A 14,329-nucleotide genomic window follows, 5' to 3' on the forward strand; every position below is an offset into this window, starting at 1 on the left:
CAGGAAATGCTAATTCACGTTTAGCGTGAAGCCACACGAATGTGATTAGCAAGGAGAAAGCTGTCCGGCAGAGCAAAACGCGGCCGGCGATCGGCCGCCAAGTCGACCGCTGCGGCGGCAAGACGGTGGGCGACACCAAAACTGACCTTGAAGCCACCGGTCAAAGCGATCAATCCGTCATGGTCGGGGTGGATGCCAATCATGGGGTCACGGTCGATTGCCTTCGGCCGCAGACCGGCCCATCGTTCAAGCACGGGCGCGCCCCGCAATGCCGGCACCAATTGTCCGGCTGCCTCAAGCAGCGCATCGAGTTGTCCATCGGTCGAAAGCGGCTCGTCGAAGCGATTCTCGCTGGTACTGCCGACAGCGACGTGGCCACCCTCATGCGCAACAATATACAGTCCGTCGCGGAAGATCGTCGGCATGGACGGGTCTATATCGACTTTCAACAACGCTGCCTGCCCTTTGACGGACTGGCCGAGCGGCCTGGCAAGGCCAGCAGTGTGGCGCCCCAGCAATGGAAAGGATTGGTGCCCGGCTGCGACAACGCATTGGCCGAACGCAATGTCACCTGCGGTCGCTTTTGCAACCTTGCGCTCAAAGTCGAGATCCTCGACCGAGACATGTTCGGCAACCCGTACATGCCGGGCGTCGCGCAGCGATGCGGCCAGTACAGCAGTCAGCGACCGGGGGGCAACCCTAGCGGCAAGCGTATCGTGCACGAAGCCACTTTCGCCAGTCGTGGCATCGAGCCAATTCTCCTGAGGCAGCCTATTAAGGACATGCCAATGGAACCGCCGCTCGCCCGCGATCCAGCGATCGTCGGCATCGCGGTTATGGCCAAGCGCAATCTCGCGCAAGTGCGGCTTCGGCAGTGGAATGAGGCGCCCGGAACGGCGATAGCCTGCGGAAAGGCCCGTCTGCTGTTCCAAAGCTGCAATTTCCGCCTCCAGCGAAACCAGCGCATCGAACTGGAATTGCTTCTTGGCGTTCCACTTGTCCGGCATGTGCGGCATGAGCGCGCCAAGCAACCCACCGCTCGCGCCGTGGCCGAGCCGATCGGCGTCGACGAGTAATGTATCAATGCCAAGACGCTCCGCGTGAACCGCCGCCCACAGTCCCATGATGCCGCCGCCGACGATCAGCAGGGAAGTCGATGATTGACCGGACGACAAGGCCGGATTATCGGCTTTGGTCATGACAGATACGGATCCTGAAAAAACTCCTGGCGCGCACCAGCCGCTTGAATGGCGCGACGGCGATATGCCCTATTCACCGGCCTTTGGCGACCATTTTTATTGCCAGACGGACGGTAGGCTTGAGTGCGGGCATGTCTTCCTTGCCGGCAACGGTCTGCCGCAGCGCTGGCAGGATCAAGGCGACTTCCTGATCGGCGAACTCGGCTTCGGTACCGGCCTGAATTTTGTCGAAAGCTGGCGACAGTGGAAACTCAATCGGCGCACGGGGCAGAAATTGCACTTCATGTCGTTCGAGCTTTATCCGATGCAACGCGAGGAAATCGACCGAGCGCTGTCTCATTGGACCGAGATCGATGCGGAACGGCAAACCCTGGCTGCAGCATGGCCACAAACACCCAACGGAACCGTATCCCTTAGCCTTGATAGCCAGACGACGCTCAGCGTCGTCTGTGGTCGCGCGCTAGACGGAGTCGCAGCCGCCGAAGCGGGTTTTGATGCCTGGTATCTCGACGGCTTCGCACCGTCGCGCAACGCTGATATGTGGTCCGAGGAATTGATGCACCTCGTCTGCGAAAAGACAAGAACGAACGGAACCTTTGCGACTTACGCCGCGGCGGGCTTCGTCCGGCGCAATTTGATCGCGGCTGGCTTTGTCGTCGAGCGTCGGAGCGGCTTTGCCGGCAAGCGCGAAATGCTCTGCGGTATCAAATCCTAGCTCGTGCTCGTCCGTAAACGGCGGTCTTTCCCGATCTCTGCGGGAGTTTGGCGGCAAACGGATGCTGGAAGACGACCCTTGCCATACTGAGAGCAATGCGTTTCCATTTGGCTGCTGCGCATGACGAGCCGCTCAGACCAACCGTCGCCACGCCGGTCATGACTAACTTTCACACGGAAAGTCGCTCCTTACATACCGTTTCCACGAGAGTCTGAAGAGCCTTTACGCGCTCGACCAGCCAGGCGAGTTCCTCGTTGCTGATTGCGTATTTCGACGAATATCGCGCTTCCACATAGGCCCGCGACAGCAACTCGAAGCAGCGCCGTGAAAACCGGTTGTCACGCGGCCATGCAGCAATCAGCCGATGGTCGATCTCCTCGGCCTGAGAGCGAAGGATCCTGAGACGATGAGATTTGGGGCTGTAGAGGGTTAGGGTGAGCAGGGCACAATGATAGGCGCGCTCGGTGGCCTGGTGCAGCATGAACGCGCCGTCGCGCCACATGCCATTCGATAGACCGTATTGGGCAAATTTCAACGCTTCTTCAGACAACTGCCGCCATTGTTCGAAGTAGCTTTGCGCTTCGGCGCGCCTCTCCTTCGCCGTCAAGGGCTTCGGCTGGGCCAGCGGATGGCCAGGCGTCTCGTAGAGGGGAATGCCGTCCCTGGCGATGTCGACGAAGAAGGGCCGGCCCCGCGAAAGCTGGTCGTTGACATCGGCCAGCGTATGGATGATCGGCACGACCGGCGTGTCGATGCGGTGGGCGATCTGCTCCTTCAACAGCCGCTCCTCGATGCCTTCCCAGAGCTCCTGCTCCTCGGCGAACGACTTGCTGTTGACGACGATCAACAGATCGTAGTCGGAGCGATAGCCGCTCAAGTGATCTTCGACCCAGTCGCCTCGGCCGTAAGATCCATAGAGCAGGACCATCAGAATCTTGCCGGCATGGCGCTTGGCCGACAGCTTGCTTGACTGGAAGCGTTCGACCTCGGCAAACAGGATCTGAAGGATGTGCGCCAGTTCGCGCCGCTTCCGGTCCGGCAGATGTTCGATATGGTCGGTCAGGGTCAAAGCCGCGTCAAAGCCTTCGGTCAGAATCGCATCCATCCTAGCGGCTCCGTCATGATTGCGCATCCAAACGTTATACGGGAATATTCTTGAAAATACAATCAAATGCCGAGCAGTCCGGCATCATGACGCAAGCGCGGCGAACGGCTGCTATCCTTCGAACTCGTCTTTGTCGGGGTTGTGCTCGGCCTCGCGCTGAAGCTCTTCCAATCGTGAAACCCGCTCTGTTCGGCGGGATCGGTTCACGTGTCTCCGAAATATTGCGGACCTCTGTGATTTTTTGTTCGCCTTCCTGGATCTCAACCTTGGATCTCAACTTCGGCGGCACTGTAGTTATCCGCTCGCCCGATCGCGCAGCGGCTTCGTCGCAACCCGCAACGCATCGCCACATTCAGCGATCTCGCGAATATACGCGTTTTCGGCGGCACCGAGTTGCCCGGGCAAGCTCAAAGATGGTTTGGGCGAGCCTCAGACACACCACGCGGGGCTCGTCTGGCTGCAGCTTCCCGTTCTAGCGATGGCTCGCCGACTGACCCGTCTGTCGCCCGTTCCTGCCCAACCACAGCTCCAGCTTCTCTTCGAGCAACTCCGGGCTGATCGGCTTTGACATGTAATCATCCATGCCTGCCTCCAGGCAAAGGTCGCGATCGGCCTCCAGCGCATGCGCGGTCACCCCAACGATTGGCACACGATGGCCTTGCCCGCGCTCCTGATCGCGTATCGCGCGCGTCGCGTCATGGCCGTTCATCACGGGCATCGAGACATCCATCATGATGATGCGCGGGGTGTGGCGGTGCCACGCTTCCACCGCCTCTTGGCCGTTGCCGACAACGAGAAAGCTACGACCGCTTTCCAGCAAGATCTGGGTGAAGACGATCTGGTTGACTTCGTTGTCTTCCGCGACCAGCACGTCGATGAACTCCGTCGGCGCCGTCTCGGAAGGCTGGGCTTTGGACAGCGGCGATGGCATCGCTTCCGCGCTAGACTGCATGATAGCAGCAGCGGCGACCTGCTTTGTCCGGCTTGCACGCACGACGTCTGCGATGGTGTTCCTCAGCACGTTGGCCCGCGCCGGCTTCATCAGATAGGCTTGGCCGTTGAGCGCCGCGAACTCTTTTTCGGTCCCGGCAATGTCCATTGATGTCAAAAAGATAATCGGCAGACGCTCGAAGCGGCTGTCGGTACGCAATTTCCGCGCAATCTCGGCGCCATTCATGCCCGGTATCTGATAGTCCAGCACGATTGCATCGATCCCTAGACCAAACTCGTGCGCAGCCTCGATTATTGCAAAGGCCGCGGGCCCGTCTTCGGCGGCGGCGCCATCGAAGCCCCAAAGAGCCAATTGCTCGGTCAGAATCTGTCGGTTGACCGCATTGTCGTCGACGACGAGAACATGGGCACCCCTCACGTTGACCGGCAACGGCTTAGGCGCCAGCCGCGCCGCAGCCACGACGAAAGGCAGGTTCACGGTAAAGACCGAGCCCTCACCCGGCTGACTGTCCACCTCGAGGTAGCCACCAAACAGGTCGACCAGCCCTGCCGTGATGGCAAGGCCGAGGCCTGTTCCTTCGTGACGACGTGTAGAGGACGCGTCTATCTGCGAGAACTTGTCGAAAATGGACTCCAGCTTGTCATCCGGAATGCCGATGCCGGTATCCTCGACCCGGATGCTCGCCATGATCTCGTCTTGCGCGCCCGGCGCGAAACCGATGTCCACTAGGACGTGACCGCGTTCAGTGAACTTTACGGCATTGCCGACGAGATTGGTGATGATCTGCCGGAAGCGCCCCGCGTCGCCGATCACAGCCGACGGCAAATCGGGCGCCGTGCGCACGAGCAGTTCGATGTTCTTTTCGGCCGCAGGCGAAGACAGGAGGGTCGCAACATCCTCGATCGCGTCGACTAAATCGAACGTCGTGCGCCGGAGCGTCATCTGACCGGCATCGATCTTCGAGAAATCGAGAATATCATTGATGATCGTCACCAGCGCATTGCCTGACTTGACGATGATATCGATGAACGTCTTCTGGCGCGTATCGAGATCGGTCTTCGCCAACAACTCAGCCATGCCGAGGACACCATTCATTGGTGTCCGGATCTCATGGCTCATGTTCGCCAGGAACTCGGATTTAACGCGATCGGCCGCCTCCGCCCGCGACAGGAGCCGCTCTAGCTCGGCCTCTCGCTCCTTCGCTTCGGTGACATCGGTAAACAACGCAATCCAATGCTGCCGCTCGCTGATGGTAGCGTCCAGGTTGACCCAACGTTCGCCGGCGACATGAAATGGAGTCGAGATCGGCTTCTTGGCCGCAATGTTGTCTCGCCAACTCGTGAGGATTTCGTCCTCCTGGCCGTGAAAATCCCCCCGCTCGGCGCAGAACCGGAAGAGGTCGATCCATCCCCGACCGACAGCCAGGTACTCTGGCGGAATTGCCAGGATATCGCTGAGCGGATCGCTCGCGAGCAGGATGATCCCGTCCTGCACGATCAGAAGACCCTGGGACATGGCGCGCGTCGCATCATGCATCAGATCGCCCATATGCTCGAGCGCCGCCCGCGTTTCGTGAACTTCCTTTTCGCGCTCGCGAACTGCGGTCACATCCGCATAGGAAAGCAGAACCCGGCCATTGGAGAGACTTCTGCCATCGAACAGTACCCGCTTGCCACCGACCCAACCGAGTTCCACCGGCCGCTGTTCCCTCTCCGCCGCCTGGAAATGTGCCTCCCGCCGAGCAAGAACCTGCTCCGGCGTCACCTTGGCGCCATAGCGTCCGAGCTTATGATTGTGGCGGATTACATCGATGAAAGCCCAGCCGTCGAAGCGGTTGTCGCACGGCAGATCCCAGACATCGTAAAACTCGTCATTGGCGTAGAGAACGTTGCGCATGTCGTCGAGGATCATGACGCCGACGGGAAGAGCGCGAAGGATGTTATGAAGATCCTCGCTCAGGGCCTGGCTGCGGGCCAAATTCGACGCCGGCTGCCTACCGCCATCCCGGCGCGGTGCTCGCCTCTCGAAAATACCGAGCACGTAGACACGGTCTTCGGAGGGCGAGAAGCTTTCGATGCGCACCCGCTCGTGCTCAGCGCCGCTGCTGTCGAAGCAAACGGCACTTTCCTCGCTTGCGAAAACGAGTGCACGCCGCTCCTTGTCTTCGCGGGTCTCCTCTTCCGGCGTGTCGATCAGTTCGCGGCTCCGACGGCCGATAAAGTCAGAGATTTCCTTTCCAAAGAAGGACGCATAGGCCTCGTTGACTGCGACGTAACGGAGCTCGCTGTTCTTGACATAGGCAGGGCGATCCAGATCTGCGATCCGGCGGCAGGCCAGTTCGAGAAGGTCCCCGTTCGATGTCAAAATCAGTCCTCAGTCAGAAAAGTCTGCTCGTCGAACAGTATAGCCGCGCCGCTTTAACAAGGCTTTAACCATGATTTTGATGGCAATGGGCAATTTGCGCATTGGCCGGCGCGGTATGATCACAGGCCGTAGACATCCGGGAACTGTGGTATAGTTTCAGTCGTTTCTAAAATGAACTCGTTCAGCTGGCCCCGTAGACCCGAACGGCTTCTCCTGACGGCTTCAAGAACAAGCTTCGTCAACGAAAGGAGACGACCATGTCCGTACTTCGTAAAAGCATGGCGGCGGGCTTAATGGCATTGACCTTGACTGGGACCACTTTCCTCCCGGCAACGCCCGCGAATGCCAACAGTGACTTCTGGGGCGGCGTCGCGGCTGGCGCCGTCGGTGGCATCCTGCTGTCGCAGGCTGTACGTCCCTACCCCTACTACGGCTACTATCCGCGGCCATACTATCGGCCTTACTACGGATCGGTGTATCGGCCCTACTATGGCTCCTACTACCGGCCCTATTACCGGCCCTATTACGGGTCTTACTATCGCCCATATCCGGCCTATCGAAGCTACTACAGACCGTACTACCGCCGCGACTACTACGCACCCCGTTGTTATGTTCAATGGCAGCGCAATGGATGGGGCGAGGCTTACCGCACAAGGGTATGCTACTAAGGACCGAGCTGGTCTGAGGCCTCACAGGGCTTTCGCGCAGCCGCTCCTTGAGCCGGCTGCCCTTGACTTTTGGCCCGAACTAGACCAAATGCAGGCCAGCTTTCACCTTCCGGCCGCCGCGTGAGCGTGCCCCTGCCAGCAAATAAGATGCAGGAAGAAGGGCAAAAGCGCATTTCATACGGGCCGCACCCAAGACGCGGCAGAAGCGCTGGAAAGCTTTTTCCAACAAGACAAGTTCCCACTTCACGCGGGGTTCTTGACGCCAGAATGACACCGGGCTGCACTCTGCGATCCGGCGGATTTGTTTTGGCGCGCCCTAAAAAGGTTATGACTTGACCAATTTTGAATCGCTTGGTGTCTCCAAGCCGATCGTCGCCACACTTTTCCAGCTCGGCATCGAAAAGCCGACCCCCATTCAGGAGAAGGCGATCCCGCTTCTTCTCGAAGGCCGAGACCTCATCGGCCTCGCCCAGACCGGAACCGGCAAGACGGCCGCCTTCGGCCTGCCGCTCATCGAAAAGCTCATCCCTGAGGAACGCCGCCCGGACAACCGTACCACCCGGACGCTGATCCTGGCCCCGACCCGCGAACTGGTGAACCAGATCGCCCAGAACCTGAAGAACTTCCTGCGCAAGTCACACCTGCGCATCAACGTCGTCGTCGGCGGTGTGTCGATCAACAAGCAGCAGCTGCAGCTTGAAAAGGGCACCGACATCCTCGTCGCCACGCCCGGTCGCCTCCTAGACCTCGTCGCACGCCGCGCCATCGGCCTAACGGCCGTGCGCTACCTCGTTCTCGACGAAGCCGACCAGATGCTCGACCTCGGCTTTGTGCACGACCTGCGCAAGATCGCCAAAATGGTGCCGAAGAAACGCCAGACGATGCTGTTTTCGGCCACCATGCCGAAGGCGATCGCCGATCTCGCTGGCGAATATCTGACGAATCCAGTCACCGTCGAAGTGACGCCTCCGGGCAAGGCTGCCGACAAGGTCGAGCAGTATGTCCATTTCGTCAACGGCAAGAATGACAAGACCGACCTCCTGAAGAAGTCGCTCACCGAGAACCCGGATGGCCGCGCCATCGTCTTCCTGCGCACCAAGCACGGTGCGGAGAAGCTGATGAAGCATCTCGACCACCTCGGCTATTCCGTCGCCTCGATCCACGGCAACAAGAGTCAGGGCCAGCGCGAGCGCGCCCTCAAGGCCTTCCGTGACGGCGACATCAAGACGCTGATCGCGACCGATGTCGCAGCCCGCGGCATCGACATCCCGGCCGTCAGCCACGTTTACAACTACGACCTGCCGGAAGTGCCGGATGCCTACGTCCACCGCATCGGCCGCACCGCTCGCGCCGGTCGCGACGGCATCGCGATCGCCTTCTGCGCTCCCGATGAGACCCGTCTGCTGCGGGACATCGAGCGCCTGATGAACATCTCGATCGCCGTTGCCAGCGGCGAGGCCCCAGCCAACATGAACGCGGCGCCAAAGCGCGGCAACGGCAATGGCGGCAACCGCGGCCAGGGTCGTGGTGGCGAGAACCGTGGCGGTGAGCGTCGTGGCGAAGGTCATCGTGCAGGCGGTCGCCCGGAGCGTCGTCCGCGCCCTGAGGCCGGTGACGAAGTCCGCGCCAACAACGAGGAGCGCCGCGAGCGTCGTCCGCGTCCGGAGCGCCAGACCCAGCGCAACGAGGACTTCCGCGGCCAACGTCGCGGCGAGCCGACGCCGATGGTATCCGGCCCCGACAATGATCTGGCCGCGACGTCTGACTTCCGTCCGGCCCGCAAGCCGCAGCGCCCGCAGCATGGCAACCATGCCAACGGCGAGAACCGCCATCATCCCGGCGGCGGCGCCCGCAACGCGCACGGCCGTCCCGCCCGCAAGCACGGCGAAGATCGCGGCGCACAGGCCCACGGCGGCGGCGAACGTCGGGAAGGCAATGGCGGTAACCGTCGCGGCGGTCCCTCGCGTGGTGGGAATGGCCAGCGTCGCGAACGCGCCTGATCAAAAAGCAAGGGCGGGAGAGATCCCGCCCTTTACAATGCGCATCTTGCGGCACCAGATTGATTGCTCATCATTTCAATCCTGCCTTGTACCGACCCGCCAGTCGCGTTAGCATGATGGCGCTGCTGTAGGGCGCGTCGGCTTCAAGCCGGAGGGGCATTGCCCGCCCACGTACGTACGACAAAGTCAAACGTAGTCCGCGCCCATGCCAAATATCGAAAATCTCAGAAAGCAAGCCAAGACATACCTGCGATGGCATCGCGAACGGTATTATCCCGTTGCCGCACAGATCAGATGGATTCTGCCCAGATATCGAGATCAAAGCGACCGAGAGATCCTAGATGCAGACTTCAGGCTCAGCGACGCGCAGGAGCTTGTTGCCAGAAAGCACGGCTTCGCGAATCGGCCGGCGCTAGTCGAAGGGATCGAAACCATGACGAAATCGACAGTGTTGGACAGCAGGCGCCCGCTGATCCTCTCCGCAGAGCCGCAGCTCTTCGTCTCCGACATCAATGCCTCATGCCAATTCTATGTTCGGAAACTCGGCTTTGAAATTGCGTTCCTCTACGGCGAACCGCCCTTTTATGCCCAGGTCTTTCGCGGCAGCGCACGCTTGAACCTGCGAAAAGTCGGGGTGCCGGTTTTCGACGCTGGCTTCAGAGCCGGAGAGGTCGACGCCCTCTCCGCAACGCTAACGGTCGATGATCCGAAACAGTTGTTTCTGGAGTATCAGGCTGCCGACGCCTCGTTCCATCAGCCCTTACGCACCGAGCCATGGGGCGCGCGCACTTTTATCATGCAGGACCCCGACGGAAACCTGATCGCCTTTTCAGGGACGGCTCCCTAGGCCCGTTGAAGCTCCTTTGCGTCCTGTGGAGGAACTTTCACCGGTCTGTTGGTCAGATAGACCCCGGTCACCACGACGATGGTGCCGAGGATCAGCGGCAGTGTCAGCGGCTCGCCGAAGGCGATAAAAGCCTCGAGCGCTACTGTCGGCGGCATCAGATAAATGAGCGAAGCCGCCCGCGAAACCTGGCCTCGGCGGATGAGATAGAGCAGCAATCCGACACCGCCCATCGACAGTCCGAATACGGACCAGATCAGCGCCGCAACGGCCTGTGCCGATCCGTCGAAGTGCATACGCTCGAAGGAAAGCATCAGCGGCACGGTAACGATTAAGGCGCCGACATATTGCAACGTGGCAATGGGAAGAAGGTTGCCGGTCTGCAGATGCTTCTTCTGATAGAGCGTTCCGTAAGTGACGGAACACATGGCGATAAGGTTGATCGCCAGCGGTACGGCCGCATGCGCCAGATCGGCCGTCGCCGGATCGAAGAGCTTCGGCGATATCGCGATGGCGATGCCGAGGAAGCCAAGCAACAGGCCCAGCCTCTGGACGCCGTGCAAACGCTCGCCGACGAGGAGCGGCGCAGCCATCGCCGTCAAAAGCGGCTGCAGGGCAGCGATGATGCCCGAGATTCCCGCCGGCACGCCATTCGCGATCGCCCACCACAAGCCGCCAAGATAGAAGCCGTGCAGGAACATACCGGAATAGACTGCCTTGAAAGCAACAGCACGGCCCGGCCACGCCGCGCGCATGGCAAGACAAAGGCTGAGAAACGCCAGCGCCGAAAGCGCATAACGCACCGCGAGGAACGTGAAGGGCTCTGAATGTATCGCGGCGTATTTCGCCACGACCCAGCCGGTCGACCAGAGGAAAACGAAGATGATGGGCGCAATGCGATCAAGCATGAATTGGTCCTGGGGCAACGGATTGCCGCGCTGATAGCCGACCGGTGGCCCCGCCGTCAAAAGCGAAGCATTGATGCTTACCTGCAGTTTCGTTGATGGGTGACGCGATCGACAGAGATTCGGCTCGGCCCGAAAATGAATCGAATGCCGATCTGAAAATAATCAGGCGCCTATATTTTGAGCGACCACCAGGGATTGACGGCCACCGCAGCCATGTCAGATTTTGATAAATGCCCAGTTTTTTGGCTCTTTTGGCCACTTGGGAGGATTTTACAAATCTCACCCCCGAACTGTGCATGGTTCTTGCATTGCTTATTGCGTTGTATTCAAATGAACAAAAAAGGGGAGCCACACCTTTGGCATTTGATGAAATGATCACCGGGGACGAAAATCCTCGTCAGCCATATGAGAAATATTTTGAGTGGTACAATAACCAAGATCGAACGCATCTGATTGCCAAATCCCGGGACGCGGAAAACATCTTCCGAAAGACGGGCATCACCTTCGCGGTCTATGGACACGCAGACTCCTCCGAAAAGCTCATCCCCTTCGATATCATCCCCCGCATCATCTCAGGTCGCGAATGGCGCAAGCTCGCCCAGGGCATCGAGCAACGGGTGATCGCGCTCAACGCTTTTCTTGATGATATTTACCACAAGCAGGAAATCATCCGCGCCGGTCGCATCCCACGCGAACTGATCGAGAGGAACGATGCCTTCCTACCGGAGATGATCGGCTTCCGTCCGCCGGGCGGCGTCTACACGCACATCGTCGGCACCGATATCGTGCGCACCGGCGAGGACGAGTTCTACGTGTTGGAGGACAACGCCCGCACACCATCCGGTGTCAGCTACATGCTGGAAAACCGCGAGACGATGATGCAGATGTTTCCGGAACTGTTCCACGCCAACAAGGTCCGACCGGTCGAGGACTATCCCTACCTGCTGCGCCAGAGCCTGGCGTCGCTGGCGCCTCCGGGCTGCAAGGGCAAGCCGCGCGTCGCCGTGCTCACGCCTGGCATCTACAATTCCGCCTATTACGAGCATTCCTTCCTCGCAGACACCATGGGCGTCGAGTTGGTCGAAGGCTCGGATCTGCGCGTCATCGACGGCAAGGTGAAAATGCGCACGACCCGCGGCTATGAGGCGATCGACGTGCTCTATCGCCGCGTCGACGACGACTTCCTCGATCCCCTCACCTTCCGGCCGGATTCGGCGCTCGGCATTCCTGGCATCATGGACGTCTACCGTTCCGGCAACATCACCATCGCCAATGCACCAGGCACCGGCATATCGGACGATAAGGCGATCTATTCCTACATGCCCGAGATCGTCGAGTTCTATACTGGGCGCAAGCCGATCCTGGAAAACGTGCCGACCTGGCGCTGTTCCGAACCACAGAGCCTCAAATACGTCCTCGAGCATCTCGAAGAGCTTGTCATCAAGGAAGTACACGGCTCCGGCGGCTATGGCATGCTGGTCGGACCGACGGCCACCAAGAAGGAGCGCGCCGATTTTGCCGAAAAGCTGAAGGTAAAGCCCGCCAACTACATCGCACAGCCGACGCTTTCGCTCTCGACCGTGCCAATCCTCGTCAACAAGGGAATTGCGCCACGCCATGTGGACCTGCGTCCCTATGTTCTCGTCTCCGACAAGGTGCAGATCATCCCTGGCGGATTGACCCGCGTGGCTCTCAAACAGGGCTCGCTTGTGGTCAATTCCAGCCAAGGCGGCGGCACAAAAGATACCTGGGTATTGGAGGACTGATGCTCGGAAGAACTGCAAACGGACTCTACTGGATGTTCCGTTACTTCGAACGCGCCGAGAACATCGCGCGCCTCATCGATGCCGGTCTGCGCATGTCTCTGACGAGAAGCGGAACCGGTGACGACGATTGGGACGGCGTCCTGCAAAGCGCGGGCGTCCGCGAGACCTACGACGAGGGCCACAGCAAGCTGACGAGCGCCGACGCGATCGACTACCTGCTGCGCGATCGGAGCAACCCTTCGAGCGTCATGTCCTGCGTCGACTATGGGCGAAATAACGCCCGCATGGTGCGCACCGCGCTGACTCGCGAGACGTGGGAAGCAACGAACGAATTTTGGATCGAGCTGAAGGCGCTGCTGTCCAAGCGGCTGAAGGCAGCGGAATTGCCGGAAGCGATCGATGCCATCAAACATCGCGCCGGGCTGATCCGTGGCGCCTTCCACGGCTCCATGCTCAGAAACGAACTCTACAATTTCGCCCGCATCGGCACCTTTATCGAGCGCGCGGACAATACGAGCCGTATTCTTGACGTGAAGTACTATGTGCTCCTGCCCTCGGTCTCCGCCGTCGGCACGTCGATCGACAACATCCAATGGGAGTCGATCCTGCGGTCCGTCTCCGCCCACCGCTCCTACAGCTGGGCCTACGACGGCGAATATCGGGCGATGAACATCGCCGACTTCCTAATCCTCAACGGCCAGATGCCACGCTCGCTCGCCTACTGCTACGAAAAGATCGTTAGCGAACTCGGCTATCTCTCCAAGGACTACGGCGAACGACTGCCGGCACACGACACGGCAGATGCCATTCGCAAGAGCCTCCAGACGCGCGCCATCAAGGAGATCATGGACCAGGGCCTGCATGAGTTTCTGGAAGATTTCGTCACGCGCAACAACCAGCTCGGCGCGGAAATTTCCGACGGTTACCGGTTCTATGCATAGGCGGGCACGACATGAAGCTTAAGATCAGCCACGTCACCGAATATCACTACGAGGAGCCGTCCGTCTTCTCGCTACAGCGATTGCGGCTGACGCCGCCGACCGTAACCGGGCAGAGGATCCTCAATTGGTCGCTGCATGTCGAGGGCGCGAAACCCGAGGTCGAATATGACGACCAGTTCGGCAATCACATCAACCTCGTTTCGCTGGAAGGCGAGCAGCGGACGACCCGCATCGTCGCAGAAGGCGAAGTCGAGACCGAAGATCGAAATGGCGTCCTCGGCGCTCACAGCGGGTTCTGCCCGCTCTGGCTGTTCCTGCGCGAGACGCCGAGGACGAAGTCCGGCAAGCTCGTCAAGGAACTGATCAAAGGTGTCAGCGGTGACAACGAACTGGCTCGCATGCATGCGCTGATGTCGGGGATTCACGAGGCAGTGGCCTACCGGCCTGGAACCAGCGACACCGAAACGACAGCGGAGCAAGCGCTGGAGAAAAAGAGCGGCGTCTGCCAGGATCACGCCCATGTCTTCGTCGCCGCGGCACGCAGCCTCGCCGTACCAGCCCGCTACGTCTCCGGTTACCTGATGATGGAAGAGAAGGTGGAGCAGGCGGCAACGCACGCTTGGGGCGAAGCGTATGTGCCGGGGCTCGGCTGGGTCGGCTTCGATCCGGCAAACAACATCTGCCCTGATGCACGCTACGTGCGCGTCGCCTCCGGGCTCTGCTACCGCGATGCGGCCCCCGTTTCAGGCATGCGCATCGGCACGCCGGGAGAAAAGCTCTCGGTCGTCGTTAAGGTCGAAGATCAGGAGCAGATGCAGAGCCAAAGCCAGAGCTGACGGACTCGCTGTCCGAGCCGCCGCACAGCGG

11 protein-coding genes are annotated in these 14,329 nt (G+C 60.1%); 7 read left to right on the forward strand and 4 right to left on the reverse strand.

Annotated features, from left to right (window positions below; genetic code table 11):
* Window positions 1–20 precede the first annotated feature (20 nt).
* Window positions 21–1,199: an FAD-dependent oxidoreductase gene (locus ATY79_RS03835; RefSeq protein WP_088695226.1), complete on the reverse strand. Its 1,179-nt coding sequence runs from the start codon at window positions 1,197–1,199 to the stop codon at window positions 21–23.
* Here ATY79_RS03835 and mnmD point away from each other — a divergent pair.
* Entirely contained in the window at window positions 1,198–1,914 is a 717-nt protein-coding gene (gene mnmD / locus ATY79_RS03840) for a tRNA (5-methylaminomethyl-2-thiouridine)(34)-methyltransferase MnmD (protein ID WP_088703094.1), read from the forward strand. The genes ATY79_RS03835 and mnmD overlap by 2 nt on opposite strands.
* Window positions 1,915–2,083: 169 nt before the next feature.
* Here mnmD and ATY79_RS03845 read toward each other — a convergent pair whose 3' ends face one another.
* Both ATY79_RS03845 and ATY79_RS03850 read right to left on the reverse strand, forming a co-directional pair.
* Window positions 2,084–3,019, reverse strand: a complete 936-nt coding sequence (locus tag ATY79_RS03845; protein ID WP_088695224.1) for a HEPN domain-containing protein — start codon at window positions 3,017–3,019, stop codon at window positions 2,084–2,086.
* 472 nt (window positions 3,020–3,491) lie between these two features.
* The gene (locus ATY79_RS03850; RefSeq protein WP_088703095.1) at window positions 3,492–6,335 is read right to left on the reverse strand and encodes a response regulator; all 2,844 of its coding nucleotides are present in this window, start codon (window positions 6,333–6,335) and stop codon (window positions 3,492–3,494) included.
* A 257-nt stretch (window positions 6,336–6,592) separates the two neighbouring features.
* Between ATY79_RS03850 and ATY79_RS03855 the strand changes: the two genes are divergently transcribed.
* The 3 genes from ATY79_RS03855 to ATY79_RS03865 all read left to right on the forward strand — a co-directional run bounded on the left by ATY79_RS03855 (window position 6,593) and on the right by ATY79_RS03865 (window position 9,850).
* Window positions 6,593–7,003, forward strand: coding sequence for a hypothetical protein (locus ATY79_RS03855; protein WP_088695222.1), 411 nt, complete (start codon window positions 6,593–6,595; stop codon window positions 7,001–7,003).
* Between the two features lie 332 nt (window positions 7,004–7,335).
* Window positions 7,336–9,003, forward strand: coding sequence for a DEAD/DEAH box helicase (locus ATY79_RS03860; protein WP_088695221.1), 1,668 nt, complete (start codon window positions 7,336–7,338; stop codon window positions 9,001–9,003).
* Between the two features lie 205 nt (window positions 9,004–9,208).
* Window positions 9,209–9,850, forward strand: a complete 642-nt coding sequence (locus ATY79_RS03865) for a VOC family protein (RefSeq protein ID WP_088695220.1) — start codon at window positions 9,209–9,211, stop codon at window positions 9,848–9,850.
* Here ATY79_RS03865 and ATY79_RS03870 read toward each other — a convergent pair.
* The gene (locus ATY79_RS03870) at window positions 9,847–10,755 is read right to left on the reverse strand and encodes a DMT family transporter (RefSeq protein ID WP_088703130.1); all 909 of its coding nucleotides are present in this window, start codon (window positions 10,753–10,755) and stop codon (window positions 9,847–9,849) included. The genes ATY79_RS03865 and ATY79_RS03870 overlap by 4 nt on opposite strands.
* A gap of 356 nt (window positions 10,756–11,111) precedes the next feature.
* Between ATY79_RS03870 and ATY79_RS03875 the strand changes: the two genes are divergently transcribed.
* Genes ATY79_RS03875 through ATY79_RS03885 form a run of 3 tightly spaced genes read left to right on the forward strand, consistent with a single transcriptional unit; the run spans window position 11,112 to window position 14,298 of the window.
* Window positions 11,112–12,521, forward strand: a complete 1,410-nt coding sequence (locus ATY79_RS03875) for a circularly permuted type 2 ATP-grasp protein (protein ID WP_088703096.1) — start codon at window positions 11,112–11,114, stop codon at window positions 12,519–12,521.
* The gene (locus tag ATY79_RS03880; protein ID WP_088703097.1) at window positions 12,521–13,462 is read left to right on the forward strand and encodes an alpha-E domain-containing protein; all 942 of its coding nucleotides are present in this window, start codon (window positions 12,521–12,523) and stop codon (window positions 13,460–13,462) included. Before ATY79_RS03875 ends, ATY79_RS03880 begins: the two co-directional genes overlap by 1 nt.
* An 11-nt stretch (window positions 13,463–13,473) precedes the next feature.
* Complete coding sequence (locus ATY79_RS03885; protein WP_088703098.1) at window positions 13,474–14,298, forward strand: transglutaminase family protein; 825 nt, start codon at window positions 13,474–13,476, stop codon at window positions 14,296–14,298.
* Window positions 14,299–14,329: the final 31 nt, after the last annotated feature.

Origin of the sequence: Rhizobium sp. R693 (assembly GCF_002211315.1) — a bacterium.
Lineage (GTDB): Bacteria > Pseudomonadota > Alphaproteobacteria > Rhizobiales > Rhizobiaceae > Rhizobium.